The sequence below is a fragment of the Bradyrhizobium sp. USDA 3311 genome (assembly GCF_054062495.1).
The window spans coordinates 6,909,159-6,934,520 of the sequence record NZ_JBSSFI010000001.1 but is presented as its reverse complement, the minus strand read 5'-3'; the positions used below and the strand labels follow the sequence as shown (position 1 = coordinate 6,934,520).

The window sequence follows — 25,362 nt, the reverse complement described above, 5'->3', positions numbered from 1 at the left end:
TCAGCGGTTGAGGCGCGCGAGCAGGCTGGACGTATCCCAACGCTTGCCGCCCATCTTCTCGACTTCGGCGTAGAACTGGTCGACCAGCGCGGTCACCGGCAGGGTGGCGCCGTTGCGGCGGGCTTCGGCCAGCGAGATCGACAGGTCCTTGCGCATCCATTCGACCGCGAAGCCGAAATCGTACTTGCCCTCGTTCATGGTCTTGTAGCGGTTCTCCATCTGCCACGACTGCGCCGCCCCCTTGGAGATGGTCTCGATTACCGCGGCGACGTCGAGGCCACTCTTCTTGGCGAAGTGAATACCCTCGGAGAGGCCTTGCACGAGGCCGGCGATGCAGATCTGGTTGACCATCTTGGTCAGCTGGCCGGAGCCGGCGGGCCCGAGCAGTTTGCACATCCGCGCATAGGCGCCTGTGATCACCGGCTCAGCGCCGGCATAGGCGTCCTCGGCGCCGCCGCACATCACCGTCAGCACGCCGTTCTCGGCACCGGCCTGGCCGCCGGAGACCGGGGCGTCGATGAACTTGAAGCCGGCCTTGGTGGCGGCCGCGTCGAGCTCGCGCGCGACTTCGGCGGAGGCGGTGGTGTGGTCGACGAAAGTCGCACCCTTCTTCATGCCGGCGAAGGCACCGTCGGGGCCGATCGTGACCGCGCGCAGGTCATTGTCGTTGCCGACGCAGCACATCACGAAATCCTGGCCCTCGGCGGCGGCCTTCGGGGTCGCCGCGGTCTTGCCGCCGAACTTGTCCGCCCATTCCTTCGCCTTGGCCGCGGTGCGGTTGTAGACGGTGACCTCATGGCCCCCTTTTTTCACGAGGTGTCCGGCCATGGGGAAGCCCATCACGCCGAGACCGAGGAAAGCGACTTTAGCCATGTGTGGTACCTTGTCCGTAGTTTGGGTTTTACGGTTCTTGCCGGGCGGGGCGCGCCGGGTTCCGCCGTGAAGGCGGATCGGGGCGCACCATAAACCCTTGAGGGCGGAGGGCAACGGCTTCGTTTGGCGGCCCCCTGTGCTAGGATGGCGGGACTAAAGGACTTCAAAAAAAGGGAGCGAAAGCATGGGCGGCGTGAGCGTTGGCGTCCTCGATCATTTCAACATCCGGACCCGTAATCTGGCCGAGACGGTGCGCTTCTACGAGGATGTGCTGGGCCTGGAAAAAGGCGCCCGGCCGAATTTCGCCTTCCCGGGTGCCTGGATGTACAGCGAGGGCAAGCCGGTGGTGCACCTCGTCGATATTTCTCCGACCTCGGAGCCACAAAAGCCGGATTCCGGCGTTGTCCACCACGTCGCCTTCGTCAGCCGCGGTTTTGACGGCATGAAGCAGCGGCTGACGTCCAAAGGGATGAAATTCGACTCCCGCCAGGTGCCCGGCGGCGACCTCTGGCAGATCTTCGTGCACGACCCCAACGGGGTGATGATCGAGCTGAATTACGAGGCAGCCCTGGAGCAGGGGGCGGCGCCCGCCGAGATGGCTGACGATATCGGCAGGCAGTAGCCTTTTGGGCGTTTCCGCTCTAATGGGGCACATCCTGGACTCAAGGAGATGCGCTTTGAGCGTGACGCAGCAACAGGTTCTCGACAGCCTCGCCCGGATCAAATCGCCGCGCGGGGTCGCGCTTCCCAATGCCAATGTGCTGAGCGCGATCAGCGCCTCTGACGGCAAGGTGTTCTTCTCGATCAATGTCGATGCCGCGGAGGCGCGGGCCTGGGAGGCCGTCCGGGCCGAGGCCGAGGCCGCCGTGCGCGCCATTCCCGGCGCCACCACCGTGATGGTGGCGCTGACCGCCGAGCGCAAGCCGGGCTCTGCACCTCCGCCGCCGCCCACGCCAAGCCGCGGCACGCCGGGCGTGCAGCCGGTCCATGCCCACAAGCCGCCGCAGGGCGGTGGGTCGCCGATGGCGCGGCAATCGGAGATTCCGGGCGTCGCCGCCGTGATCGCGGTCGCCTCGGGCAAGGGCGGCGTCGGCAAGTCCACCACCGCGCTCAATCTGGCGCTGGGCCTGCGCGATCTCGGCCTCAAGGTCGGGCTTCTGGATGCCGACATCTACGGCCCCTCGGTGCCGCGGCTGACGGGCCTGCGCGACAAGCCGGAGCTGGATGGCGAGCGCAAGATGATTCCGCTCCGGCGCTTCGGCCTCGCGATCATGTCGATCGGCTTCCTGGTGGAGGAAGAGACCGCGATGATCTGGCGCGGTCCGATGGTGATGTCGGCGGTCACGCAGATGCTGCGCGACGTCGCATGGGGTAGCCTCGACGTGCTCGTCGTCGACATGCCGCCGGGCACCGGCGATGCCCAGCTCACGCTGGCGCAGAACGTGCCGCTGAAGGGCGCCGTGATCGTCTCGACCCCGCAGGACCTGTCGCTGATCGACGCGCGGCGGGGGCTTGCGATGTTCCGCAAGGTCAACGTGCCCGTGCTCGGCATCGTCGAGAACATGAGCTACTTCCAGTGCCCGCATTGCGGCACGAAATCCGACATCTTCGGCCATGGCGGAGCGCGCCACGAGGCCGAGAAGCTCGGAGTCCCGTTCCTGGGCGAGATCCCGCTGCACATGGCGATTCGCGCTACCTCGGACGCCGGCAATCCCGTCGTCGACAGCGAGCCGGACGGCCCCCATGCGGCGATCTACCGCGCCATTGCGGGCCAGGTTCGGGACCAGCTCAAGGGCGCCATCGCGGCGGCCTGAGCGGGGCGACGCCAATCCATTGGGGACATGCGACTTTCGTAGAGCCCCGTCATGCCAATGTCGCGTTCCGCAGGCGGGGCTTCCGTGTTAAACGCCCACGGCAGTCAAGCCCCATCGGTTCGACGCGGCCCAAGCGCGTCGCCGGAATGAGCGGCGGCAAAGAGGAAGTTCGGGGGAACGCCCCAGCAAGGAGAGACCTGAAAATGAAGCGTCGTGATTTCCTGAAAGTGTCGGCAGCAGGCGCGGCGGCGACAGCCGCGGTGGCCTCGCCGGCGATCGCTCAATCATCGCCCGAGATCAAGTGGCGCCTGACCTCGAGCTTCCCGAAGTCGCTCGATACGATCTATGGCGGTGCCGAGCAGGTGGCGAAGTACGTCGCCGAAATGACCGACAACAAATTCCAGATCCAGGTGTTCGCGGCCGGCGAAATCGTCCCCGGCCTCCAGGCGCTCGATGCGACCTCGAACGGCACGGTCGAGATGTGCCACACCGTGTCGTACTACTATGTCGGCAAGGATCCGACCTTCGCGATCTTCGCCTCGGTGCCCTTCGGCCTCAACGCGCGCCAGCAGAATTCGTGGCTGTACCAGGGCGGCGGCAACGAGCTCGCCAACGAGTTCTTCAAGAAGTCGAACGTGATTGGCCACCCCTGCGGCAACACCGGCACCCAGATGGGCGGCTGGTTCCGCAAGGAGATCAAGACGGTTGCCGATCTCTCCGGCCTGAAATTCCGCATCGGCGGCATCGCCGGCCAGGTGCTTCAGAAAGTCGGCGTCGTGCCGCAGCAGCTCGCCGGCGGCGACATCTATCCGGCGCTGGAGAAGGGCACCATCGACGCCGCCGAGTGGGTCGGCCCCTATGATGACGAGAAGCTCGGCTTCGCCAAGGTCGCCAAGTACTACTACTATCCGGGCTTCTGGGAAGGCGGTCCGACCGTCCACGCCTTCACCAACCTGGACAAGTGGAATTCGCTGCCGAAGAACTACCAGGCGATCCTCACCAACGCGATGGCCAATGCCAACAGCTGGATGGCCGCGCGTTACGACATGCAGAACCCGTCGGCGCTGAAGCGTCTGGTGGCCGGCGGCACGCAGCTTCGTCCCTTCACCAACGAGGTCCTCGAAGCCTGCCTCAAGGCGACCAACGAGCTGTGGGGCGAGATCTCGGCCAAGAACGCCGACTTCAAGAAGTCGATCGACGCCATGCAGGCCTACCGCTCCGATGAATATCTGTGGTGGCAGGTTGCCGAGTACACCTACGACAGCTTCATGATCCGCTCGCGCACCCGCGGCTGATCTTCGAAGAAGTCGCAAGATCGGAAAGCCCGGCCTCCAGACGAGGCCGGGCTTTTTCTTTGCTGGTGCATCCAGGGTCAGAAACAAAAAATGTCTAAAACAACCCCATGCATAGTAGAAGTGGGGCCGGGGCGCCTTGCTCGGTGGATGCTGCCAACAGTTTGACGGGGCGGGGCAAATCAGCGGGACAGAGCAATCATGGAGCAGCCGGTGCCGACGGGGCGATTTGCCCGACGGCGACCGGAACGACATCGTCATTTGGCGCGCATCGGCCCCCCCGTCATTGCGAGCGCAGCTTGGCCCCGCCGCATTGCATTCGCGGCACTGGCTGCGCTCTGCGAAGCCGCTTGATTCGTCGGGCAAAACAGTGCCAGAAAGCGATCATCGCAGAATCCGAAATTTGTCCGATGATCCCTGGAGTGACGATCGCGGATCGCGTTGGGGGCTTGCCATGATGACGCATGCAAGGCTGCTTGGAATCGTTGTCGCTGTAACGTGGCTCGGGTGGTCTGCGGCATCGGCGGCCGGCGGTATGTCGAAAGATATTTGGAAGGGGGCCTGGAAATTCGAGATCGATCGCCAGGATAGGCCGTACCTCGGCTATTACGACACCAGGGGCAAGACAGTATTTCGCATCGGCTGCGGCGCGCATTTCGAGATGGATGCGGTCTATCCGGGGGAAGCGCCGAAACAGGACCACACCAAGGCCTCGATCACGATCGCCAACGGCAAGACGCAGATGGATTTCGCCGGCTTCACCTACGCCGGTCCCGAGTCCTTCCCGCCGAACACCACAATGTTCAACCAGCCGGACCTCGGCTATCCCGAGCTTGCAGAAGACAAATGGCGCGCGCTGGAAAATCGCGTCTTCAATCTTCTGGACTCCGGGCAGCCGCTGACGATCTCGGCCGAGGGCAAAAGCTACGTGCTGCCGCCGGTCGAGCTGCCGCGCTGGCGGCCGCGCTTCCAGAAAATCTGCTGACGCGCCCTCCGCTCGCGCACCCGCGGCTGACGATGATCCAAGCGCTACGCCTTAAGTCGCACGCCGCAAGACTCGCGCCTCCGGAGGAGGCCAGGCTTTTTCTCTGCCGCAGTGCGATGACGATGGAATTCCGTTGGGCCTTGCGTCATGCTGGCCCCAAGCCTCGGCAAGAAGGCTTCACAATCAGATCCATCAGGGCAGGAAATCATGAAGAGAAGAGACTTCATCAAGGTCACAGGACTTGGTGCGGCCGGCGCCGCCACGCTCGCCGCTCCCGCGATCGCGCAGTCGATGCCGGAAATCAAATGGCGCATGCCGACGAGCTGGCCGAAATCGCTCGACACGCTCTTTGGCGGCGCCGAGATGATGTGCAAGATGGTTGCGGAAGCCACCGACAACAAATTCCAGATCCAGATCTTCGCGGCCGGCGAGATCGTGCCGGGCCTCCAGGTACTCGACGCCGTGCAGAACGCCACCTGCGAGATCGGCCACACCGCCTCGTACTATTATTTCGGCAAGGACCCGACCTTCACCTTCGGCTCGGCGGTGCCGTTCGGGCCCAACATGCGCATCAACCAGGCCTGGTACATGCAGGGCGGGGGACGGGAAGTCCTCAACGAATTCTACAAGAGCTACAACGTCGTCTCGCTGCTTGCGGGCAACACCGGCTGCCAGATGGGCGGCTGGTTCAGGAAAGAGGTCAACACGCCCGAGGATCTCAAGGGCATGAAATTCCGCATCGGCGGCTTTGCCGGCCGCGTGCTCCAGAAGCTCGGCGTGGTGCCGCAGCAGCTCGCCGGCGGCGACATCTATCCGGCGCTGGAGAAGGGCACCATCGACGCCGCCGAATGGGTCGGCCCCTACGATGATGAGAAGCTCGGCTTCTACAAGATCGCGCCGCACTACTACTATCCGGGCTGGTGGGAGGGCGGGCCGATGCTGCTGGCCTTCGTCAATCTCGACAAGTGGAATGCGCTGCCGAAGTACTATCAAAGCGTGCTGGAGCAGGCCGGCCACTACGCCAACAATTACATGATGGCACGCTACGACACAGCCAATCCGCTCGCATTGAAGAAGCTGCTCGCCAACGGCGCCAAGCTGCACGCCTTCTCGCCGCCGATCATGGAGGCCTGCTACAAGGCCGCGAAGGAGCTGCACGCCGAAGTCGGTGCGACCAACGCCAACTTCAAGAAGGTCCACGACTCTCTCGCCAAGTTCACCGGCGATGGCTACGCCTGGTTCCAGGTCGCGGAAGTCGGCTACGACATCTTCATGGCGCGGCGGTCGCAGAGCTGATCGCGACTTCTGTCGCATGCAGCGCCCCGGAGCGAAGGCTGCGGGGCGTTGCGGTCGCAGCTCTGGAGGTGACAGACTCAAAACATGAAAGACGGCCCATGCTCAATGGACGAGGGGACATGGCAAGAGCTCCGTGGATGCTGCCAACAGCCTGATGCGTCAGGACAAATCAGCTGAAGCAGGCGATGGTCGCGGAGCCGGGGTCCGTGCCGCGTTTTGAGAGCCAGGTCAGGATCAGCCACGGGCAGTCGCACCGATGGATGGCGCTGCCGTTCTTTGAAACGGCAGTTCCGCTGCTTGTCGTGATGGGATTCGCAGCTTGGTCTGACGCTGGTGATCGAGCGCGCGTTCTGAAGTCGCTACGCGCATGTTCGAAGCGTCGAGGTCGGTCTAATCCCCGATGTCATACTGCTTGCTGAGGTGATCGCCGATCTGGACCAGCATGGCGACACATTCGGGGTAGCCGGGTCGATCGGACGTGGCCTGATCCGCGTCGGCGCGAAACTCCCAGGAGGCGCCGTCGCGAACGATGGAAATCGCCATTCCATCAGGGCAGTCGGCGTGGACCTTCAACTCGGCCCTCGCCATTGCGATCAGTTCGCCTTCAGTCTTGACCGGCCTGCTCATGAAGCTCGTCCCTCCGTCCTGGAACAGAAATTTGCCCATATCCGGCAAATTAGCAAACAAGTCCTGGATAGTAACTGATCCATATCATCGGGATCAGGCGCTCACCGGCGGTGGGCTCGGGTTTGGAATCCGATCCTACCCGCGTGCGTGGTGGATGACCGTCGAAGGCCTGAAAGCGGCAATGCCGTCTCGTTGCGCTCCACCGGCCGGCATCGCGGCTTTATCAGGACACTTCTGATCGGCTTACGTGAGCCTGACAGGAAGGCCCGCCGCGTGTTTTTTCGCTGGCCGAGGCGTCCGGAATGGTGGAAGAGAGCGATGATGCGGCCCTGGCCGTAACCTTGGCCGTAAGATGACTCCGGAACATCCGGCGGGACTGAGATGCGCCTTCTGATCGTCGAAGACAATGCCGAGCTGTCGCGGCTGGTGGCCGCCGGGCTGTCGGCGGCCGGCTACGAGAGCGACATCGTGAGCAGCGCGGCCGAGGCGCGCGAGGCGGTCGGCAGCGTCAGCTATGCCGCGATGATCCTCGACCTCGGCCTTCCCGACGGCGACGGCCTGTCGGTGCTGCGCGAGCTGCGCCGGCAGATGGAGCCGCTGCCGGTGCTGGTGCTGACCGCGCGCGGCGGCTTGCAGGATCGCGTCAACGGCCTGCGCAGCGGCGCCGACGACTATCTCGCAAAGCCGTTCGCGATGGAGGAGCTGGTGGCACGGCTGGAGGCGATCCTGCGCCGGCCGGGCCAGCTGCTCGGCCGCTCGCTGCGGTTGGCCAACCTCGTCTACGACACCGAGAGCCGCCAGATCTTCATCGACGACCAGCCGCGGATCATCTCCGCGCGCGAGGCCTCGGTGCTCGAGATCCTGCTGCGCCGGCAGGGGCGGGTGGTGCCGAAGAAGAACGTCGAGGATCACATCTTCGGACTCGAGGGCGAGGTCGCCTCCAACGCCGTCGAGGTCTACGTCTCGCGGCTGCGCAAGCAGCTCACCGAACACGGCGCCAAGGTCGTGATCCACACCATCCGCGGCGTCGGCTATCTCATGGCCGAGGAGAAATAGCGTGTCCGCCGCCCGGTCATTCACCAGGCCGACGTTCAAATCGCTGATCTCGCGCATCGTGTTCCTCCACATCGTGGCGGTCGCGGTGGTTGCGATCTTCCTGCCGCTGGTGCTGTTCTGGCTGCTCAACTCGGAGGTCGACCAGCTGCATCGCGATGCCATGCGCGCCCAGGCCGAGGTGCTCGCCGAGCGCATCGTCCCGCAGGCGGACGGCACGTTGACGTTCAATCTGCCCGACAGTCTGAGGGGCCTCTATTCGGAAGCCTATGGCCGCTACCAGTACGACATTCGCGATGCCGACGGACGCGTGCTGTTCTCGTCGCGGCGAAAGACCGGCGATACTGCCCCACCACGCTTGTCCGAGACGATTTCCGGTGCCGGCGTGAGCCGCGTGATCGAGGGCAGGACGGTGCGCATCCGCGTCGCCGAGGATCTTTCGCATCGCGACGTCATCATCGACGACATCATCTCGAACTTCTTCCGGCGGGTCGGGTGGATCACCATCCCGATCCTGCTGATCCTGCTCGCCACCGACATCATCATCTTCCGTCGTGCGGTCGCGCCGCTGTGGAAGGCCTCGGAGGAGGCCAGCAATATCGGCCCGGCGCGCACCGACATCCGCCTGCCGACGGAGCAGATCCCGCGCGAGATCATGCCGCTCGTCACCGCCGTGAACCAGGCGCTCGATCGCCTCGAGGACGGCTTTCGCGTGCAACGCCAGTTCACCGCGGACGCCGCGCATCAATTGCGTACGCCGCTTGCGATCCTGCGCACGCGGATCGAGACGCTCGGCGACCGCGAAGCAAGGCAGGCGCTGCACGCCGACATCGAGAGCATGAGCCGCATCGTCGCCCAACTGCTGGAGATCGCCGAGCTCGACACGCTGGTGCTCGATCCCGGCGAGACCGCCGACCTGCGCGCCGTCTGCACCGAGGTGGTCGGCGCGATCGCGCCGTTCGCGCTCGCCCAGCACAAGGACATCGCACTCAGGGGCACCGACGCGCCGGTGATGGTCCACGGCAATTCCGAGATGCTCCAGCGCGCGATCTTCAACCTCGCCGAAAACGCCATCAAGTTCACCGCAAAGGATACGTCCGTCGATGTCGAGGTCGGTGACGACGGTGTAGTGCGCGTGCGCGATTGCGGTCCCGGCATCGCGGACGCCGAGCGCGAGCTGATCTTCCAGCGCTTCTGGCGCGCCGACCGCCAGCGCAGCGACGGCGCCGGTCTGGGGCTCTCGATCGTGCGCGGCGTGGCGGAGGACCATGACGCGACGGTGGCGGTGGAGAACCTTCCCGGTGGCGGCGCGGAGTTCACGCTGCGGTTTCGGCTGGCGGAGAGGGCAGGCGGCCCCTCTCCCCTCATATCCGCCGAAGCCTTGGCGAAGGCGGATGTGGGAGAGGGTGGCATAGGCGGCCTTCGGCCGCCGTCCTCATAACGCCGATGCTTTGCATCGGCGTCCACTTTAGGGCGGCCGCTATTTCAGCTTACCCGTGGACAGGTCCATGATCATGCGCGTGGCCAGATAAAGCCGCGGCACGATGCTGTTGATCTGCACATATTCGGCATCGTTGGAGTGCGCGCCGAAGCCCGACAGGCCCATGCCTTCCACCACGGCTCCGCTGGTCTTGAGCGCGGCAAACGCGGCGTCGGTGCCGCCGCCGGTCGCCTTCTCGTCGACCTTGAGGGACAGTCCGATCTCCCCATAGATCGTCTTGCCGTAGGCCGCGACGCGGCGCGAGGCGTCGTTGGCTTCCAACGGCGGACGACGCACCTCGAATTTCAGCTCGACCCTGGAGTCGGGCAGCAGGCGATTCTTGATCTTCTCCTGCAGCGCCTTCTGCAACTCGTCGAAATCGGCGACCTTGAGCGCACGCGCATCGGCCTGGGCCGTGGCGTCGGCCGGGATGACGTTGCGGTTGGTGCCGGCCTTGGAGACCGTCCAGTTCAGCTTCAGGCCCTGCTCTGGCTTGGACAGGTCCTTCATCTGCAGCACCTGGTGCGAGAGCTCGTACAGCGCGTTGACGCCGCCCTCGGGCCGCGCGCCCGCGTGCGAGGACTTGCCCTGCACCGTGAGATAGGCCGAGCCGATGCCACTGGTGGCGAGGCGCAGCGTGCCGTCGGTGCCGCCGCCTTCGAACGAGAACACCACGTCCTGATCCGCGGCGAATTTGGCGATGGTGCTGCGCCAGCCGGGCGAGGAGATCTCCTCGTCCCCATTGGTGAGCACCGTGAGCGTGCCGTAATCCTTGAAGTTGAGTTTCTGGAGCATCGCCACGGTATGGAGAATGAGCGCGACGCCCTGCTTGTCGTCGGCAATGCCGAGGCCGTAGGCCTTGTCACCGTCGACGCGGAACGGTTGGTCCTTCAGCATGCCCTTCAGGTACACCGTGTCCATGTGGGCGATCAGCATGATCTTCTTGCTGCCGGTGCCCTTGAACACGGCGTGCACGGCCGGGCCGATTGTCTCGGGCGTGTCGTCGAGGCGATAGATGTCGGTGGGGTACAAAATCTCCACTGTGCCGCCGAGCTGCTTGAGCTGGCCGGCAACGCGCTCGGCAATCTTTTCCAGGCCGTCGATGTCCTTGCTGCCCGATTCGATGCCGACGAGATCGCGCAGCGTGTCGAGCAGCGGCTGCTGCTCCTTTTGCGCCAATGCATGGACATCGGTCATCGGTTCCGCATGCGCAAACGTTGCGGCACATGCCAGCCAGAGCGATGCGATCAAGGGAGTGAACGACGGAGCAGGGTGCGATCGGGACATGCGCGGCGGTCCATCAGTTGGAGGATGGCCCGGTATGCCCGTGTTTGCGGCGCGTGTCACGTGCGCGGACGCGCGCGTCAAGAACCGCCGAGGCGGAACATGACGGCGATGGTCATGGCCGCTACTTCTGCGGCGGTCCGAGATCCAGCGGCGGCAGCTCGATCTGCGGCACCTCGATCCTGACTTTGTCGAGATCGACGTTGAGAGGCTTGTCGAGCAGGCCCGTCACGGTGATCGGGAAGATGATCACGAGCATCACCATGATCAGCTGGAGGCCGATCCAGGGCATCGCGCCCCAGTAGATGTCGGAGCTCTTCACTTCCTTCGGCGCCACGCCGCGCAGGTAGAACAGCGCAAAGCCGAACGGCGGATGCAGGAACGAGGTCTGCATGTTCACGCAGAGCATCACGCCGAACCAGATCAGCGCCGCGTCCGGTCCCACCACGGGGGCGAGGATCTTCTGCGCGATCGGCGCGATCATCGGCAGGATGATGAAGGCGATCTCGAAGAAGTCGAGGAAGAAGGCCAGGAAGAAGATGAAGAGGTTGATGAAGATCAGGAAGCCCCAGACGCCGCCGGGCAGCGAGGTCAGGAGGTGCTCGAGCCAGACGCCGCCGGAGACGCCGAGGAACACCACGGAGAAGCAGGTCGAGCCGATCAGGATGAAGGTGACCATGCAGGTGAGGCGCATGGTGGACTGGTAGCCCTGCGTGATCAGGTCGCGCAGGTCGGGGATGCGCGCGGCCCGGATGCAGATCCACGCCACCGCCAGATAGGTAAGGGCGAAGGCGAGCTTGAAGATCAAATTCTCGCTCATCATCATCGCGACGATGGTGCCGACGCCGGCGGCGATCACGCCTGTTATCAGGATCTTGCGGTCGGTCGAGGTGAAGTCCTTGTGGTGGATCGCGGCGAGCACGATGGCGCCGACGGCACCCATCGCGCCGGCTTCGGTCGGCGTGGCAAGGCCCATCATCATGGTGCCGAGCACGACGAAGATCAGCACGGCCGAGGGGATGATCCCCATCAGGCACTTCTTCCACAGCGGCCAGCCGGTCAGCGTGCGCGCCTCCTTCGGCACCGGCGGCACGTGGCCCGGCTTGATCAGGCCGAGGATGAACGTGTAGCCGGCGAACAGCATGATCTGGAACACCGAGGGGCCCCAGGCGCCGAGATACATGTCACCGACCGACTTGCCGAGCTGGTCGGCGAGCACGATCAGCACCAGCGAGGGCGGCACCAGCTGCGTGATCGTGCCGGAGGCGGCGAGCACGCCGGTGATGTAGCGCATGTTGTAGCCGTAGCGGATCATCACCGGCATCGAGATCAGCGCCATGGCGATCACCTGCGCGGCCACCGTGCCGGTGATGGCGCCGAGGATGAAGCCGACGATGATGACCGAATAGCCGAGGCCGCCGCGGATCGGGCCGAACAGCTGGCCCATCGAATCCAGCATGTCCTCGGCCAGCCCGCATCTCTCCAATATGGCGCCCATGAAGGTGAAGAACGGGATCGCGAGCAGCAGCTCGTTGGAGAGCACGCTGCCGAACACGCGCCCGGGAATCGCCTGAAGGAAGTTGAGATCGAAGAAGCCGAGATGGATGGCGAGGAAGCCGAAGGAAAGGCCGACGGCCGCCAGCGTGAAGGCGACGGGGAAGCCGATCAGCATCGCCAGAACCAGGCCGCCGAACATCAACGGCGGCATCATCTCCAGCGTAATCATTGGGTCGGCCTCTCGTACTTGGCGTCGATCGTCACATAGCCCTGGAGAGCCGCGATACGCTTGATGACCTCGGAAACACCCTGGAGCGCCAGCATCACGAAGCCGGCGGGGATCACGAACTTGATCGGCCAGCGGATCAGGCCGCCGGCATTGGCCGACGTCTCGCCGACGCTATAGGCCTGCATGAAGAACGGCCAGGACAGATAGGCGAGCAGGAGACAGGAGGGAATCAGGAAGAACAGCGTGCCGATCATGTCGAGCCAGAGCTGGCCGCGCTCGGACAGGGTCAGGTAGAAGATCTCGACCCGCACATGCTCATTGCGCTTGAAGGTGTAGGCCGAGCCGAACATCACGAGGATGGCGAACATGTACCATTGCAGCTCGAGCCAGCCGTTCGACGAGTCGTTGAAGGCGTAGCGGATCATGGCGTTGGCCGCGCTGACCAGGCACGCCAGGAGCACGAGCAGGTTACAGACGTACCCAATCTTTTCGTTGAGGGCGTCGATGGCGTTGCTCAGCGCCAGCAATGGACGCATCTTACTTTCTCTCCGTCGCGGCCTTACATTTCACGGAAGGCTTCAGCACGCATCGCTCGGCTCGCGTGCAAGATGCACACGACCGCACGGATTGTATTCCGGAGCGATTGCGGCGTCAGTCCTCCCCTCGTGCCTTGCCGTCTTGACCGCGACCGCCAACGGGCGGGCCGGCTTATTGTTGCCGGGCAAGCAAAGGCGGTCGCACCAAATCAGTGGCGTCACGTGCCGTCAATTGGAAAATGGACAAATTGACGCGCCGTCAAAAGCTTAGGTTAGCGGAGCGGGGCCGATCCTCAGCCGCCGGTGACGCTCATGTGCCTGGAGACGCTGGGGCGGTTGTGGCGGCGGTCGATGATGAAATCGTGGCCCTTGGGCTTCAGCCCGATGGCGCGGTCGATCGCATCCGCAAGCAGCATGTCGTCGTCCGATGCACGCAGAGGTTTGCGCAAATCGGAGGCATCCTCGTGGCCGAGGCAGGTGTGCAGCGTGCCGGTGCAGGTGATGCGCACCCGGTTGCAGGATTCGCAGAAATTATGGGTCATCGGCGTGATGAAGCCGAGCTTGCCGCCGGTCTCGGCGACGCTGACATAGCGCGCCGGGCCGCCGGTGCTCTCGGCCAGGTCCGTCAGCGTGAATTGCTGGGCGAGGCGCGCGCGCACCAGCGACAGCGGCAGATACTGGTCGATCCGGCCTGCGCCGATCTCGCCCATCGGCATGACCTCGATCAGCGTCAGGCCCATGTTCTTGCCGTGGGCCCAGCGCATCAGTGAAGGTAGCTCGTCCTCGTTGAGGTTCTTCAGCGCCACCGCGTTGATCTTCACGGCGAGCCCCGCGGCACGCGCAGCCTCGATGCCTTCCAGTACCTTGTCGATCTCGCCCCAGCGGGTGATCTCGCGAAACTTCTTGGGATCGAGCGTGTCGAGCGAGACGTTGATGCGGCGGACGCCGCAATCGGCGAGCTCCCGGCCATACTTTGCCAGCTGCGTGCCGTTGGTGGTCAGCGTCAGCTCGCTCAGGGCGCCGCTCGACAGATGGCGCGACAGCGAGCGCACCAGCGTCATCACGTTGCGGCGGACCAGCGGCTCGCCGCCCGTGAGTCGCAGCTTCTTCACGCCCTTGGCGATGAAGGCCGAGCAGAGCCGGTCGAGCTCCTCCAGCGTCAACAGGTCCGCCTTGGGCAGGAACGTCATGTCCTCCGACATGCAGTAGAAGCAGCGCAGGTCGCAGCGATCTGTGACGGAAACCCGCAAATAGCTGATGGTCCGCCCGAACGGATCGGTCATGGCGCTGGACAGCGCTGCGCGGGGGTTCGCGGAAGATCCGTTCATACCAAATGCCTTGTCACTTACGGCGACGGCGCACCTTTGCTTCAACGGTGCTCTGAAAGCAATCTAAGCATCGGACGCGGCTAGGACAATCGGGTGGTATACGTAACTCAGCCCTTGGATCAACGCTTGCCCGCGTTCGGATCGGGGAACGGCGAGCCGGCTGCGGCCGGTTCGGCTGCTGCGGGCGCGGCTGCGACCGGTTTCGGCTTCTTCGGCCGGTGCGCTTTCCTCACCGGCTTGGGCGGCACCGCCGGCTTGAGTTCCGCAAACACCGGATTCGGATCGGTGGTGACCGAGGCGGGCGTGGTGAGATCGCCGGGGTTCTTGATGATGTTCACCGGGACGCTCGCCGGCTGGTACTTGGGCAGCGCGAAGGCGACCGTGAACGGCGCGTCCGGGGCGGGAACCGAGACCGAGCAGGGGGTCTTGCAGCCCGGACCGAGCGAGGTCGAGGCATCAGCCCCCGGGGGATTGGATTCGAGCCGGACCTGAACGGTCGGGGGCGCCGATTTGAAAATGTCCCAGGACATCGAGGAGCAGCCACCAAGACTTATTGCCCCCAGGAGGCTCGCTCCCGCTAGCGCAATCGCGATCACACGACGCATCAACCACCCACTTCTACTGCGACGAACCGCCACATCCCGGGCGGACCTTAGGGACGTCGCTGAGGGCAGGCAACCGGCGCGCCGCGCATAGTTAATAGTTGGTTAACGCGGGGGTATCTTCGCTTTTTGCTGAGATTTCAGGACCTTGCCGAACCCAGCGGCGTCATCAGGCTGGTGGCTGCGGCCGGCAGGTCACGCATGTGATGGATCAGCCGGTCCGGCTTCAGCTCGGCGATCGGCACGTCCGTGTAGCCGAAGCTGACCCCGATCACGGGCACCCCGGCGCGCCGGGCTACCCCGACATCGGTTCCGGCGTCGCCGACCATGATGCTGGCTTTGACCTCGCCGCCGGCGCGGGCCACCGTTTCCCGGAAAATGGCCGGATCGGGCTTCTGGACGCCAAAGGTGTCGGCGCCGCAGATCGCCGCGAAGCGGCGGCTGAGGTCGAGCTGGTCCAGCAGGCGCTTGGACAGCCACTCCAGCTTGTTGGTGCAGACCGCCAGGCGATGGCCCTGCGCCGCAAAATGGTCGAGCGCGGTCTCGAGCCCTTCGAAAGGCCGGGATTCGACCGCGATATGCTCGGCGTAATAGGCGATGAAATCCGCCGTCATCCGGTCCATGTCCGAAGGCGTGACGATGCGGCCCTCGGCCTCCAGGCCCCGCTCGATCAGCTTGCGGGCGCCGGCGCCGATCATGTTGCGGGCCGACTGCATCGGCACCGGCGGCAGGCCTTCGCGGTCGAGCACGTAATTCAGCGCGGTGATCAGGTCGGGCGCCGTATCCACGAGCGTGCCGTCGAGATCGAAGACGATGGTGTGAGGGGAGGTCATGGTCCAAGCGCTATCGGTCCGGCCGTGCCGGCGCAAGGGGCGATGCCATAAGATCAGCTTATAGGCCTGTTCCCGCGCGGAAAACGAGGCTACATAGGCCGCCGCAAGCAACCTATCGGCGGCACACTCTCAATTCAGGGGCGGGCGCATCGTGAACATGGACCAGTTGAAGCGGCAGGCTGCGGCGCGCGCCCTCGAGGAGGTGCGTGACGGCATGCAACTCGGGCTCGGCACCGGCTCGACCGCCAAGCATTTCGTCGAGCTGCTCGGCGAGCGCGTCGCGGCCGGACTCAAGGTGATCGGCGTGCCGACCTCCGAGGCGACGCGCCTCGATGCGACGCGCTGCGGCGTGCCGCTGACCACGCTCGACGAGATCGATCATCTCGACATCACCGTTGACGGCGCCGACGAGATCGATCCCGAGCTCAACCTGATCAAGGGCGGTGGCGGCGCGCTGCTGCGCGAGAAGATCGTGGCGGCCGCATCGGATCGCATGATCGTGATTGCCGACGACACCAAATGGGTGCCGACGCTCGGCCGCTTTCCGCTGCCGATCGAGGTCATCCCGTTCGGGCTCGGGGCGACGCGCCGGGCGATCGAGACGGCATTTGCGCAGTGCGGCGTTTCCGGGCAAATGGCGGTCCGCAAGGCCAAGGGTGGGGACAAGGATGGCCACGTTTTCGTCACCGATGGCGGCCACTGGATCCTCGATGCCCAGCTCGGACGGATCGTGGATCCGCCCAGCCTCGCCAAGGCGTTGAGCGCCATCCCCGGCGTGGTCGAGCATGGGTTGTTCATCGGCTTGGCCAGCTCGGCTGTTCTGGCGGGTGGCGAGGGAATTCGCGTGATTGAACGGCGAAAGCCGAAAGGAGACTAGGAATGAAGAGCGTTTTGAAATTCTTGCCGGCCGCGACCCTCGCTGCGGGACTGGCCCTCTCGGCTGCCCCGGCCATGGCGCAGCAGCCGGCGCCGGCCCAGCCCAAGGCCGCCGCGGCGCCGGCTCAGCCGAAAGCCTCGCCGGCGGCGGTTGCGGCGGCCAAGGAAATTCTGCAAATCAAGAACGCGACGGCGATGTATCAAGGCGCCGTGCCCGGCCTGGTCGAGAAGACCAAGATCGCGCTGATCCAGCAGAACCTGAACTATCAGAAGGATCTCAACGAGGTGGCAGGGGTCGTCGCCCAGCAGCTCAACGGCCGCCAGAACGAGATCGGCGAAGGCATGGCGCAGATCTATGCCAGCGAGTTCACCGAGCAGGAGCTGAAGGACCTCGTCACCTTCTACAAGTCGCCGCTGGGCAAGAAGCTGATCGACGCCGAGCCGCGCGCCATCGGCCTCAGCATGGCCTTCATGAACTCCTGGGCCCAGAACTTCTCCGAGACCGTGATGGTCGCCTTCCGCGCCGAGATGCGCAAGCGTGGCAAGGAAATCTGACAGTACCTATCTCATAGGGAGTTCCTGAAAGAGGTCGGAGTGGACAATGGCTGAATTCGACGTCGACCTCTTTGTCATCGGTGGTGGTTCGGGCGGCGTGCGTGCCGCCCGCATCGCGGCTGGCCACGGCGCCCGCGTCATGATCGCGGAAGAGTACCGCATGGGCGGCACCTGCGTGATCCGCGGCTGCGTGCCGAAGAAGCTGTTCGTGATCGGCTCGCATGTCCGTCACGAGATCGAGGACGCCGCCGGATTCGGCTGGACCATCCCGTCCATGAGCTTCGACTGGGCGACGCTGATCGCCAACAAGGACAAGGAGATCGCGCGGCTGGAGGCGGCCTACACGACGAATGTCGAGAAGTCGGGCGCGCAGATCGTCAAGAGCCGTGCGGTGATCGAGGACAAGCACACCGTCCGCCTGCTCGAGAACGACAGGAAGATTACAGCAAGATACATTTTGATCGCCACCGGCGGCGCGCCCAACCATGGCGCCTCGATCCCCGGCATCGAGCACGTGATCTCCTCCAACGAGGCGTTTCACCTCAAGACGCTGCCGAAGCGGATCGTGATCCAGGGCGGCGGCTACATCGCGCTGGAATTCGCCGGCATCTTCGCGGGCTACGGCTCCGACGTCACCGTGATCTATCGCGGCGACAACATTTTGCGCGGCTTTGACGAAGACGTTCGCACTCACGTTCGCAGCGAGATGGAGAAGCAGGGCATCACCATTCTCACCGGTTGCACGGTGGCGAAGGTCGATCGCCATGGCGAGGAATTCACCACCCATCTGTCGAACGGCTCGAGCGTGGCTTCCGACCAGGTGATGTTCGCGATCGGCCGTCATCCTTCCGTCGCCAATCTCGGCCTGGAGAAGGCCTGCGTCGCCATCAATCCGAAGAACGGCGGCATCGCGGTCGACCATTTCTCGAAGAGCTCGGTCGACAGCATCTATGCGATCGGCGACGTCACCCATCGCCACAACCTGACGCCGGTCGCGATCCGCGAGGGTCATGCGTTCGCCGACACCGTGTTCGGCAAGCGCGAGGTGAGGGTGGATCATGCCTATATCCCGACTGCAGTGTTCTCGCAGCCGGAGGTCGGCACCGTCGGTCTGACCGAGACCGAAGCGCGCGCGCAGTTCAGTCACGTCGACATCTACAAGACGACCTTCCGCCCCATCAAGGCGACGATGTCAGGCCGCGATACCCGCGTGCTCATGAAGCTCGTCGTCGATGGCACGTCCGACCGCGTGCTCGGCTGCCACATCGTCGGTGACGCCGCCGCCGAGATCACCCAGGCGGTCGCGATCGCGGTGAAGATGAAGGCGACCAAGGCCGATTTCGACGCGACCATCGCGCTGCATCCGACCGCGGCCGAAGAGCTCGTCACCATGCGCACCCCGACCGCGCGCCACGTGCGTCAGGCGGCGGAGTAGGGGCGTTCCCGTCTCAATGCAACGTTCCGGCCGCGGCTTCCTCGACTGCGGCCATCAGGTCGGCCGTGTTCGATTGCTGGATCATGTGACCCGCGTCCGGGACACGGTGCATCTTGCTGTGCTTGATCTCGTCATGCAGACGGCCCGACTGCTCGTCGATGTCGATGAGGCGATCGTCTTCGCCGGCCAGGATGGTGACCGGCATGGCCAGTTCGCCGTAGGTCTTCGCCGACAGCATTGCCGCAGGGACCATCAGCGCCGCCTCGGCGGCGCCGGCACGAAGCTGCGAGGGACGCACGGCCAGTGACTTAGGGAAGCCGTCGAATTTTTGCGGGACGGATTTCGGTCCGAACAGCTGTCGCAGCATCGCCGGCCACATCAGGCGGCTAAGGATTGGCGAAATCGTGTGACTGAGGATATCGCCGAATCCCGGCATCGCCGGCCCGGCCATCGCCATCATGGCATCGGTGCGGGCGGTCGGGAAATAATAGCCCGATGCCAGGATCAAGGCCTCGACCGTCGAGGGGTGTCTGCTTGCCAGGGCGATCGCAACCGACGCTCCCCAGGAATGTCCAAGCACGATCGCCTTTTCGACGCCGATATGCGCAAGCGCGTCCTTGAAGAGATCGGCTTGCGCCGCAGGCGTCCACACCACATTGCGCGGCCGCAGGCTGTGGCCGAAGCCGGGACGGTCGAACACGATGACGCGATAGTCTTTCGCGGCGAGGTCGATCAAGCCGCTCGACTCGAAATCCTGGATCATGCTGCCATTGCCATGGAGCAGGACCAAAGGGCGTCCGGATCCGCGCTCGACGTAGTGCAGGCGAACGCCGTCGATGTCGATGAACCGTCCTTGTGGCGGGTTATCGCGTTGTGCCTTGTCGGCAAGCCGCCGATTGACGACCGCGGCCGCAGCCATCAGGCCGGCTGCTGCGATGAGCGCGGAGGCGAACGGATATTCCGCAAGAGCATGAAGGGTCGTCGCCGCCAAAGACGGCGAACGCTTTTTCAGTATGCGCATATGACACTTTCGCTGACCGCAGCCAGCTGTTGGAGAGTAGGAAGGGACGCTTCCGTGTCGACTCGGACCTCGCCTTTGTCGTGCCAACGGAGGGCACGCATGGCCAGATTCCATTCTTGGAGACGGCATGCGCATTCACGGGTCATGTCGTGCAGACGCAACAGGAGGCGTGGAGATATGTTCCTAACCCCAATTGATGCGGCAAGCAGGTCGCATCATGGCCGTTGGTCGGACGCCAAGGGCGGTTTCTCAGGATCGCGCTCTGGTGAATGTCGTGTGAGGCACCATATCCAGCATATCACTGGCACAGACATCACAGGCGCCAGTGACAGAGAGACGCTGCCGCGCTCCCGCCACAAACAGGAGGCGCGCGATGAACGTCTTGCTTTATCCTCTGCATCTATGCCGTAAGTTCGAACGTCGCTGGAGCGCGAAAGTGATTCAGGACGACGGCCAATTGCCGCCGTCGCAAGGGACGGACGGCTGTACTGCCTGCGGGCGGCTCGTCGTGGCTCCCGTGCACTCGACCTATTTGCCCACCGGGAAGCTCGTCAATCAGTGGCGGTGCCCGGTGTGCCGGAACGCCTGGCAGACCTCTGCAGATTCCGCGAGCAGCACGGATCTTCAATCGAACCGGTCCGAGCATCTCCGGGAGAACGCCGGACACTGTCTGGCCCTGGAAGGCACCGCGCCCGACGACACGGAGCGCAAGCAGTTCAGGCGCATGGGCGATGCCTGGCTCGCTCTTGCGGACACGCAGGATTGGCTCGACGGCGTGACGCCGCCGGTCTCGCGACCTTCGCCGCAAAGCGCGCAGGCCTGATCCCGTCGACCTTCCCGACGTGCCTCAAGGACATTGCATGATTGAGACGCGCAACCGCGTATGTCAGGCGGGCGCTGCGGCGGATCATTGCGCTAAATGAGATCTCGACGGCCCGCTTCGGCGGGCCGTTGTTTTGGGCGCTAGGCGTATAGATACCCGACCGGCCTGCCTTCGGTGCGCAGGGGACGGATGTCCTTGTGCGTGATGATCTGACCGGCCAGGCCGTCGATCTCGTCGCGCTGCGTCGCCGTCCAGCTGCGAAGGTCGTTCATGCCCTTGAGCAGGCCGAGCCGGAGGACCTGGGTGTTCTCACCGACGCCAATGAGGTTGATCGAGCTCTTGCCGGCCGTCACCACGTCGCCGGCAGAGAGCTCAAAGGTCGCGCCTGACTTGTTCTTGAATTCGGCCGTGCCGCGGATGACGCGATAGATCACGACCTCGCCCTTGGCAAACGTGGTGCCGTCCGCTGTTGCCGACGTGCTCTTCGGCAGCAGCGACTGACCGGGCGGGTCGGTTGCGATGATGTGGCCGGTGACGAGATGCCCGCTCGGCACCTCGATGCCGATATCGCGCACATGGACCGGCATGGCCGATTTGACCGAGCCATCGGTGAGCGGCTTGAACAGCGCATCCAGCGCCAACGGGTCCTGAAGCCAGAAGCCTGCATCGGCGGGACGATCATGCAGAGGATGGCTCCAGGCCACACGCGGCGTCTCGGCCTCGTTGATATGGCTCGGACCGACGATGGTCGGGTTCGGAAAGGTGGTGGGATCGGTGATGAAGGCTTCGAGGAATTTGCCCGAATAGCCCATCGAGATCGGATCGGGCACCACCGTCTGCGGCGTCTTCAAGTTCTCTTCGGTCGACAGGCCCGACCAGGTGTAGAAGAGCTGGCGATGCACGATCGCGCTTTGCAGCATCACAGCGCCCGGGCCGACACTGTAGAAGCGTCCGTCGTAGTCGAAGGTGAATGCGCCCGAGGTGACCAGCACGAGCTGAAAGCCGCCGGGCGGAAGATGAAGATGGAAATCGGTGGGGCCGGTGTCGGGGCGGTAGATCGGCAGATTGGTCGCGACTTCGTGCAGGAGGAAGGTTTCGTTGTTGGCGTGAAAGCCCTCGTTGGCGCGATTGTAGAGGGCTTGCGGCCGGTAGGTCGCCTCAAACTTCGCATTCTTGTCGCGGTCGATCGCGACGAAGTCCTGATCGTTCAGACGAAGGGGCGTGCCATTCGGACGGGTGAGGCCGGTGAATTTGAGATCGCCCGCAGCATGCACGTTCATGGCATTCTCCGATCTGATCCGCTCGTCCCGGCTGCCCTGATGGCGAGGGCGGGGACTTGGAGCCTGATAATGCTCTGCGAATCTTGGGCCAGTTCGGTTGCAGGGCAGCAGAGGGCCTCCGCGGGGCGGGATGGCGAGACCGGACGGCAGAAAATCCAGTGGTTCCGCCGAAGGTTAGACCGCGCGTTGAGCGGGATTGCCCGACCGTCCTGCCGAACCTCGCGATCTCGCGAACGTGGCGCAAACTGTCTAATTTGTCGGCAAGCCCTGACGGGCAGCGTGCAGGGCATGGCTGCTCCCGGGCGCAACCGCGGAACGCATTCGGCTCGGCGGGATTAGGCGTCCTAGGTTGCCTTTCGACCGAGGCAGCAGGTCTCGTCCGGCTCTAACCCGGGAGTTTCCATGCAAGACGGCTACGCAAGGCCGCAGGAGGCCGCCCGCTACATTGCGGAGATCTGCACCGAGCTGCGCGAGATCGCGCACACGGCCGGACTTTCATTCCTGGCTCACCTGCTCAGCATGGTGATCCTGCAAGCCGGAAGGCATTGCAGCACCGAGGGACAGGAATTCCGTAAGACGTCCGAAGCCGCTCATTCGAACGACTGAAGCGCGGCGCGCTCGGGCTTGCCGGAGGGGCTGTCCGCCCACTTCGCCATGTCCATCGTTCGGGCATCGACACCTTCGCACCAGAAGCAGCTCGATTCCGTCGCGCCCTTCTCGGACAGGATGGGCACCAGGCCGTGGCCGCAGCCGGCGCAACAGGTGATGTCGGTCATGCTTTTCTCCAAGACACTGCACGAGACACGGCAAATTCCGGAATGCCGTTATCGTTCCCAAAGCTTGCGCGGGCGCTATGTCGGCGCAGACGCGGTGCGTCCGACCGGAGCGCTCGTCCCTGATATCGTCGATGCAGCGATCCAGCGTGACACGGCTGCGATGTCGTTGCCGTTTTCACGGTAGGCGCGAAGCTGGAATTCCGCCGAGCTGCCACGTTCCACGATGGTACGGCAATGCTCGACCTCGGCCGCGCAATTCAGCGCATCCGCGTCCTCGACGATGTCGTCGATCAGGCGGGAGAGCAGCTCCGAGATGGTGACTGGCCCGTCCTTCGAGGCAAAGATGCAATCGGTGCCGTAGCGCTGGGCGCGCCATTTGTTCTCGACGGCGATCGCGCGCTCGACGACCGTGACGGTTTTCGACAGATGAGGCCGCCGATACAGATGTCGCGTCAGGCAGCGATAGAGCGAGGCGATGGCAACGGCGTCGTCGACGAAGGTGCAGGTGTCGGGCGCGCGAAGCTCGAGGGTCGGATGCTTCATGGAAGGGCGCATCGCCCACCAGATGTGACTCTCGTCAGGGATCACGCCGGAGCGCTGCAATGCGCCGACATACTCGTCGTAATCATTCCTGCTCTCGAACAGTTCGGGCAGGCCGGTGCGCGGCAGCTCGGAATAGGCCGCCAGGCGGTAGCCCTTCAGGCCCGTCTTGTGCGAGTTCCAGAACGGGGAGGACGCCGACAGCGCGATGAACAGCGGCAGATGCGGCAGCATCGCCCGCATCACCGCCATGCGCTTCTCGGGATCGGGCAGCTGGACGTGCACATGCATGCCGCACATCATGTTGCGGTGGCCGATGCTGCGCAGATCCTCGATCATCTCCTCGTAGCGCGGCTTCGGGCTCGGTTGCGACATGCGCCAGACGGCGGTCGGATGGGTGCCGCAGGCCATGATCACGAAGCCGTACTGGGCGGCAACGTTCGCGACTTCGCGGCGGAGAAAGCGCAGCTCTTCACGCGCGTCGTTGACGTCGACGTGAACGTTGGTGGCGACCTCGAGCTGGGATTGCAGCATCTCTCGCATGGCCTGGCCGCCGGTCGACCAGTTCGCCGACTCGAACAGCTCGTTGGGCGTCTGGATCGCGACGTCCAGGCTGCGCCGATCGGCGAGGAAGTATTCCTCCTCGATGCCGAATGAATATTCAGCCGCCTTGCCACGGCCGCCGGCCGAGCGAATGACGAGGTGCTGCTTGTCGTCGGAGGAATCGAGACGCAGCAATTTCAAGACGTCCGAAGCAAATGTCATCGTGCCACCCGGCGAAGGCATTACCTGCGGGAAATAATCCTCCTGACGGGGGCGGGTTCCGCGTCAGCCCCACTGGAAATTGCAAGGTCGAACGGAACAATTTTCGCGCTTTCGGACGCGCGCGCGATCAGGGCGTGATTCGGCGGCACTTCCGTCCAGTCCGATTCCTTGTCGAACGGCTCGGACACGACGACGACCTGGCCGCCGGCCTCGCGGAAATAGAGCGTGTTGGCGGCATCGTTGACCGCGACGCGAAACGCATAGAGATCCCTCCCGTTGGCGATCGCGCTGGTGAAGCGCAGCCGCTCGCGAAGCTGGCCTTCGTTGACGAGACCGACGAGCGATTGCAACACGGCCTGAGTTGCTCGAAGCGGATCGTTGTCGAGGCCGGCGCCCATGATGGCGAGGAAAACGGCTTCGGAGTCGGTCGTCCCCAATCGCGACGGATAATACGCATCCGGGATCAGCGCCTCGACCTTGCGCCGCAGCCGGTTCCAGCTGCCGACGAATCCGTTGTGCATGAACATCCATTGGCCGCAGGCGAAGGGATGGCAATTCTGCCGCGTCACCGCCGTGCCGGTGGCGGCGCGGACATGAGCGAAGAAGAGATGCGAGCGCAGATGGCGGCAGAGATAGCGCAGGTTTTCATCCGACCAGGCCGGGCGCGTCTCACGGTAGAGGCCGGGCTCCGGATGCTCGCCGTACCAGCCGAGCCCGAAGCCGTCGCCATTCGAACCCGCGGTGGACTGGAGCGAGCGGATGCTCTGCGCGATCAGCGAATGCTCGGGCTCGGTGACGTAAGGTTCGAACGAGGTGGTCTCGCCCCGGTATGCGATCCAGCGGCACATGCAGGTTCCAGTCGAGGGGTTATTCTTGAGGTGCACCAACAAACCCGACGGCGTTTGTGTTCCCGACAGAAGCCGCGGCGACCGCGCGACACCCGCCTGTGTCTAATCCTGCTCGTCGAGTACCTTGGACGGAGCCTTGCCATACGGATAGAAATGCTCCTTGCGGCCCTGATCCCAGAGCGCCTTGAGCCCCGGTGCGGTGATGTCCCAATCCGGACGGCACTTCATGCTGACGGCCCTGAGATCCTGGCGAAGCTCTTCGACGGTCGGGCGGCCGAAGAACCAATAGCCATTGTAGATCTTGTGAACGACGAGGCGGGGCTCCAGCACGACGACGTGCGGGATCATCGGATTGTGGACCGGATCGGTGTATTCGGCGATGTCGAGATCCTTCTGAACGATACGCCTGGCATCGGAGAGGAAGGGCCAGTGAGCTCCGACCCCGCTGCGGTACTCGTTGGTCTGGAGGATCGTGTCGGTGGTGATGGTGACCATGCGGCAGTAGCCCACCTCCATCTCGCGATGGAGTTGCAGCAAGCCCTCGGCCTGGCGTCGATCCTTAGGACAGAAGCCGCCGCGGCCAAGGACGAGCACCATGGGATCATCGCCTTGCAAATCCGAGAGCTTGCGGCGTCTGCCGGTGTGGTCACTGAGCTCGTAGTCGGGGAAGGTGACACCTTCCGTGATGTCGGGCCGCATTTGAATCGCTCCATG

General features: G+C 64.2%; 26 protein-coding genes. 12 read left to right on the top strand and 14 right to left on the bottom strand.

The features are described from left to right. Complete coding sequence (locus ACVWW6_RS33500) at positions 1-873, bottom strand: NAD(P)-dependent oxidoreductase (protein WP_011086521.1); 873 nt, start codon at positions 871-873, stop codon at positions 1-3. 184 nt (positions 874-1,057) lie between these two features. On the opposite strand from ACVWW6_RS33500, the gene ACVWW6_RS33495 reads away from it, so the two are divergent. From ACVWW6_RS33495 to ACVWW6_RS33475, 5 genes are all read left to right on the top strand, one after another. After that, entirely contained in the window at positions 1,058-1,495 is a 438-nt protein-coding gene (locus ACVWW6_RS33495) for a VOC family protein (protein ID WP_011086522.1), read from the top strand. Positions 1,496-1,550: 55 nt separating this feature from the next. Continuing rightward, positions 1,551-2,687 (top strand): Mrp/NBP35 family ATP-binding protein, encoded by a 1,137-nt coding sequence (locus tag ACVWW6_RS33490; protein ID WP_028170828.1) that lies wholly within the window; start codon positions 1,551-1,553, stop codon positions 2,685-2,687. A gap of 203 nt (positions 2,688-2,890) precedes the next feature. Beyond that, positions 2,891-3,982, top strand: coding sequence for a TRAP transporter substrate-binding protein (locus ACVWW6_RS33485; RefSeq protein ID WP_028170829.1), 1,092 nt, complete (start codon positions 2,891-2,893; stop codon positions 3,980-3,982). 226 nt (positions 3,983-4,208) lie between these two features. Beyond that, positions 4,209-4,964 (top strand): hypothetical protein, encoded by a 756-nt coding sequence (locus ACVWW6_RS33480; RefSeq protein WP_246740275.1) that lies wholly within the window; start codon positions 4,209-4,211, stop codon positions 4,962-4,964. 207 nt (positions 4,965-5,171) lie between these two features. Further along, positions 5,172-6,260 (top strand): TRAP transporter substrate-binding protein, encoded by a 1,089-nt coding sequence (locus tag ACVWW6_RS33475; protein WP_028170831.1) that lies wholly within the window; start codon positions 5,172-5,174, stop codon positions 6,258-6,260. Positions 6,261-6,650: 390 nt separating this feature from the next. Here ACVWW6_RS33475 and ACVWW6_RS33470 read toward each other — a convergent pair whose 3' ends face one another. Next, positions 6,651-6,887 carry a hypothetical protein gene (locus ACVWW6_RS33470; RefSeq protein WP_028170832.1) on the bottom strand — a complete coding sequence of 79 codons (237 nt, stop codon included), beginning with the start codon at positions 6,885-6,887 and terminating at the stop codon, positions 6,651-6,653. A gap of 381 nt (positions 6,888-7,268) precedes the next feature. Here ACVWW6_RS33470 and ACVWW6_RS33465 point away from each other — a divergent pair, with 381 nt between their 5' ends. Both ACVWW6_RS33465 and ACVWW6_RS33460 read left to right on the top strand, forming a co-directional pair. Further along, positions 7,269-7,943 carry a response regulator transcription factor gene (locus ACVWW6_RS33465; protein ID WP_011086528.1) on the top strand — a complete coding sequence of 225 codons (675 nt, stop codon included), beginning with the start codon at positions 7,269-7,271 and terminating at the stop codon, positions 7,941-7,943. 1 nt (position 7,944) lies between these two features. Further along, positions 7,945-9,381 carry a sensor histidine kinase gene (locus ACVWW6_RS33460; RefSeq protein WP_304552534.1) on the top strand — a complete coding sequence of 479 codons (1,437 nt, stop codon included), beginning with the start codon at positions 7,945-7,947 and terminating at the stop codon, positions 9,379-9,381. Between the two features lie 39 nt (positions 9,382-9,420). Here the strand turns inward: ACVWW6_RS33460 and ACVWW6_RS33455 are convergent, their stop codons facing one another. The 6 genes from ACVWW6_RS33455 to ACVWW6_RS33430 form a co-directional block, all read right to left on the bottom strand. Continuing rightward, positions 9,421-10,707, bottom strand: a complete 1,287-nt coding sequence (locus tag ACVWW6_RS33455) for a M20/M25/M40 family metallo-hydrolase (protein WP_304552535.1) — start codon at positions 10,705-10,707, stop codon at positions 9,421-9,423. A gap of 121 nt (positions 10,708-10,828) precedes the next feature. After that, positions 10,829-12,430, bottom strand: a complete 1,602-nt coding sequence (locus ACVWW6_RS33450; RefSeq protein ID WP_028170834.1) for a TRAP transporter large permease — start codon at positions 12,428-12,430, stop codon at positions 10,829-10,831. Beyond that, positions 12,427-12,966, bottom strand: coding sequence for a TRAP transporter small permease subunit (locus tag ACVWW6_RS33445; RefSeq protein ID WP_011086532.1), 540 nt, complete (start codon positions 12,964-12,966; stop codon positions 12,427-12,429). The genes ACVWW6_RS33450 and ACVWW6_RS33445 overlap by 4 nt, the downstream gene beginning before the upstream one ends. A gap of 293 nt (positions 12,967-13,259) precedes the next feature. Continuing rightward, on the bottom strand, positions 13,260-14,294 hold the full coding sequence (gene moaA, locus ACVWW6_RS33440; protein ID WP_456682163.1) for a GTP 3',8-cyclase MoaA: 1,035 nt from the start codon (positions 14,292-14,294) through the stop codon (positions 13,260-13,262). A gap of 119 nt (positions 14,295-14,413) precedes the next feature. Next, positions 14,414-14,899, bottom strand: a complete 486-nt coding sequence (locus tag ACVWW6_RS33435; protein WP_456682162.1) for a hypothetical protein — start codon at positions 14,897-14,899, stop codon at positions 14,414-14,416. Positions 14,900-15,036: 137 nt separating this feature from the next. Then, complete coding sequence (locus tag ACVWW6_RS33430; protein ID WP_011086535.1) at positions 15,037-15,729, bottom strand: HAD family hydrolase; 693 nt, start codon at positions 15,727-15,729, stop codon at positions 15,037-15,039. Between the two features lie 151 nt (positions 15,730-15,880). Here ACVWW6_RS33430 and rpiA point away from each other — a divergent pair, with 151 nt between their 5' ends. Genes rpiA through gor form a run of 3 tightly spaced genes read left to right on the top strand, consistent with a single transcriptional unit; the run spans position 15,881 to position 18,595 of the window. Further along, positions 15,881-16,606, top strand: a complete 726-nt coding sequence (gene rpiA, locus ACVWW6_RS33425; RefSeq protein ID WP_011086536.1) for a ribose-5-phosphate isomerase RpiA — start codon at positions 15,881-15,883, stop codon at positions 16,604-16,606. A gap of 2 nt (positions 16,607-16,608) precedes the next feature. Then, positions 16,609-17,160, top strand: a complete 552-nt coding sequence (locus ACVWW6_RS33420; protein WP_456682161.1) for a DUF2059 domain-containing protein — start codon at positions 16,609-16,611, stop codon at positions 17,158-17,160. 46 nt (positions 17,161-17,206) lie between these two features. Further along, positions 17,207-18,595, top strand: a complete 1,389-nt coding sequence (gene gor, locus ACVWW6_RS33415) for a glutathione-disulfide reductase (RefSeq protein WP_011086538.1) — start codon at positions 17,207-17,209, stop codon at positions 18,593-18,595. Between the two features lie 13 nt (positions 18,596-18,608). Here the strand turns inward: gor and ACVWW6_RS33410 are convergent, their stop codons facing one another. After that, on the bottom strand, positions 18,609-19,616 hold the full coding sequence (locus ACVWW6_RS33410; protein ID WP_456682160.1) for an alpha/beta fold hydrolase: 1,008 nt from the start codon (positions 19,614-19,616) through the stop codon (positions 18,609-18,611). 373 nt (positions 19,617-19,989) lie between these two features. Between ACVWW6_RS33410 and ACVWW6_RS33405 the strand changes: the two genes are divergently transcribed. Next, on the top strand, positions 19,990-20,439 hold the full coding sequence (locus ACVWW6_RS33405) for a hypothetical protein (protein ID WP_211433979.1): 450 nt from the start codon (positions 19,990-19,992) through the stop codon (positions 20,437-20,439). Positions 20,440-20,579: 140 nt separating this feature from the next. Here ACVWW6_RS33405 and ACVWW6_RS33400 read toward each other — a convergent pair whose 3' ends face one another. After that, positions 20,580-21,719 carry a hypothetical protein gene (locus ACVWW6_RS33400; RefSeq protein WP_456682159.1) on the bottom strand — a complete coding sequence of 380 codons (1,140 nt, stop codon included), beginning with the start codon at positions 21,717-21,719 and terminating at the stop codon, positions 20,580-20,582. A 402-nt stretch (positions 21,720-22,121) separates the two neighbouring features. On the opposite strand from ACVWW6_RS33400, the gene ACVWW6_RS33395 reads away from it, so the two are divergent. After that, entirely contained in the window at positions 22,122-22,325 is a 204-nt protein-coding gene (locus ACVWW6_RS33395) for a hypothetical protein (protein ID WP_038966238.1), read from the top strand. Here ACVWW6_RS33395 and ACVWW6_RS33390 read toward each other — a convergent pair. The 4 genes from ACVWW6_RS33390 to ACVWW6_RS33375 form a co-directional block, all read right to left on the bottom strand. After that, positions 22,310-22,495, bottom strand: coding sequence for a hypothetical protein (locus ACVWW6_RS33390; RefSeq protein WP_038966239.1), 186 nt, complete (start codon positions 22,493-22,495; stop codon positions 22,310-22,312). The genes ACVWW6_RS33395 and ACVWW6_RS33390 overlap by 16 nt on opposite strands. A 75-nt stretch (positions 22,496-22,570) precedes the next feature. Continuing rightward, the gene (locus ACVWW6_RS33385) at positions 22,571-23,800 is read right to left on the bottom strand and encodes a carboxylate-amine ligase (protein WP_456682158.1); all 1,230 of its coding nucleotides are present in this window, start codon (positions 23,798-23,800) and stop codon (positions 22,571-22,573) included. Positions 23,801-23,820: 20 nt separating this feature from the next. Further along, entirely contained in the window at positions 23,821-24,648 is an 828-nt protein-coding gene (locus tag ACVWW6_RS33380; protein WP_028170843.1) for a class II glutamine amidotransferase, read from the bottom strand. 102 nt (positions 24,649-24,750) lie between these two features. Further along, complete coding sequence (locus ACVWW6_RS33375; RefSeq protein WP_028170844.1) at positions 24,751-25,347, bottom strand: redoxin domain-containing protein; 597 nt, start codon at positions 25,345-25,347, stop codon at positions 24,751-24,753. Positions 25,348-25,362: the final 15 nt, after the last annotated feature.

Coding starts and splice junctions, on each gene's coding strand:
- ACVWW6_RS33445 (WP_011086532.1), bottom strand. CDS start 12,966: ATGCGTCCATTGCTGGCGCTGAGCAACGCCATCGACGCCCTCAACGAA.
- ACVWW6_RS33430 (WP_011086535.1), bottom strand. CDS start 15,729: ATGACCTCCCCTCACACCATCGTCTTCGATCTCGACGGCACGCTCGTG.
- ACVWW6_RS33380 (WP_028170843.1), bottom strand. CDS start 24,648: ATGTGCCGCTGGATCGCATACCGGGGCGAGACCACCTCGTTCGAACCT.
- ACVWW6_RS33470 (WP_028170832.1), bottom strand. CDS start 6,887: ATGAGCAGGCCGGTCAAGACTGAAGGCGAACTGATCGCAATGGCGAGG.
- ACVWW6_RS33420 (WP_456682161.1), top strand. CDS start 16,609: ATGAAGAGCGTTTTGAAATTCTTGCCGGCCGCGACCCTCGCTGCGGGA.
- ACVWW6_RS33400 (WP_456682159.1), bottom strand. CDS start 21,719: ATGAACGTGCATGCTGCGGGCGATCTCAAATTCACCGGCCTCACCCGT.
- ACVWW6_RS33375 (WP_028170844.1), bottom strand. CDS start 25,347: ATGCGGCCCGACATCACGGAAGGTGTCACCTTCCCCGACTACGAGCTC.
- ACVWW6_RS33435 (WP_456682162.1), bottom strand. CDS start 14,899: ATGCGTCGTGTGATCGCGATTGCGCTAGCGGGAGCGAGCCTCCTGGGG.
- ACVWW6_RS33485 (WP_028170829.1), top strand. CDS start 2,891: ATGAAGCGTCGTGATTTCCTGAAAGTGTCGGCAGCAGGCGCGGCGGCG.
- gor (WP_011086538.1), top strand. CDS start 17,207: ATGGCTGAATTCGACGTCGACCTCTTTGTCATCGGTGGTGGTTCGGGC.
- ACVWW6_RS33450 (WP_028170834.1), bottom strand. CDS start 12,430: ATGATTACGCTGGAGATGATGCCGCCGTTGATGTTCGGCGGCCTGGTT.
- ACVWW6_RS33500 (WP_011086521.1), bottom strand. CDS start 873: ATGGCTAAAGTCGCTTTCCTCGGTCTCGGCGTGATGGGCTTCCCCATG.
- ACVWW6_RS33465 (WP_011086528.1), top strand. CDS start 7,269: ATGCGCCTTCTGATCGTCGAAGACAATGCCGAGCTGTCGCGGCTGGTG.
- ACVWW6_RS33405 (WP_211433979.1), top strand. CDS start 19,990: ATGAACGTCTTGCTTTATCCTCTGCATCTATGCCGTAAGTTCGAACGT.
- ACVWW6_RS33495 (WP_011086522.1), top strand. CDS start 1,058: ATGGGCGGCGTGAGCGTTGGCGTCCTCGATCATTTCAACATCCGGACC.
- ACVWW6_RS33390 (WP_038966239.1), bottom strand. CDS start 22,495: ATGACCGACATCACCTGTTGCGCCGGCTGCGGCCACGGCCTGGTGCCC.
- ACVWW6_RS33475 (WP_028170831.1), top strand. CDS start 5,172: ATGAAGAGAAGAGACTTCATCAAGGTCACAGGACTTGGTGCGGCCGGC.
- ACVWW6_RS33395 (WP_038966238.1), top strand. CDS start 22,122: ATGCAAGACGGCTACGCAAGGCCGCAGGAGGCCGCCCGCTACATTGCG.
- ACVWW6_RS33410 (WP_456682160.1), bottom strand. CDS start 19,616: ATGCGCATACTGAAAAAGCGTTCGCCGTCTTTGGCGGCGACGACCCTT.
- ACVWW6_RS33455 (WP_304552535.1), bottom strand. CDS start 10,707: ATGTCCCGATCGCACCCTGCTCCGTCGTTCACTCCCTTGATCGCATCG.
- ACVWW6_RS33385 (WP_456682158.1), bottom strand. CDS start 23,800: ATGACATTTGCTTCGGACGTCTTGAAATTGCTGCGTCTCGATTCCTCC.
- moaA (WP_456682163.1), bottom strand. CDS start 14,294: ATGAACGGATCTTCCGCGAACCCCCGCGCAGCGCTGTCCAGCGCCATG.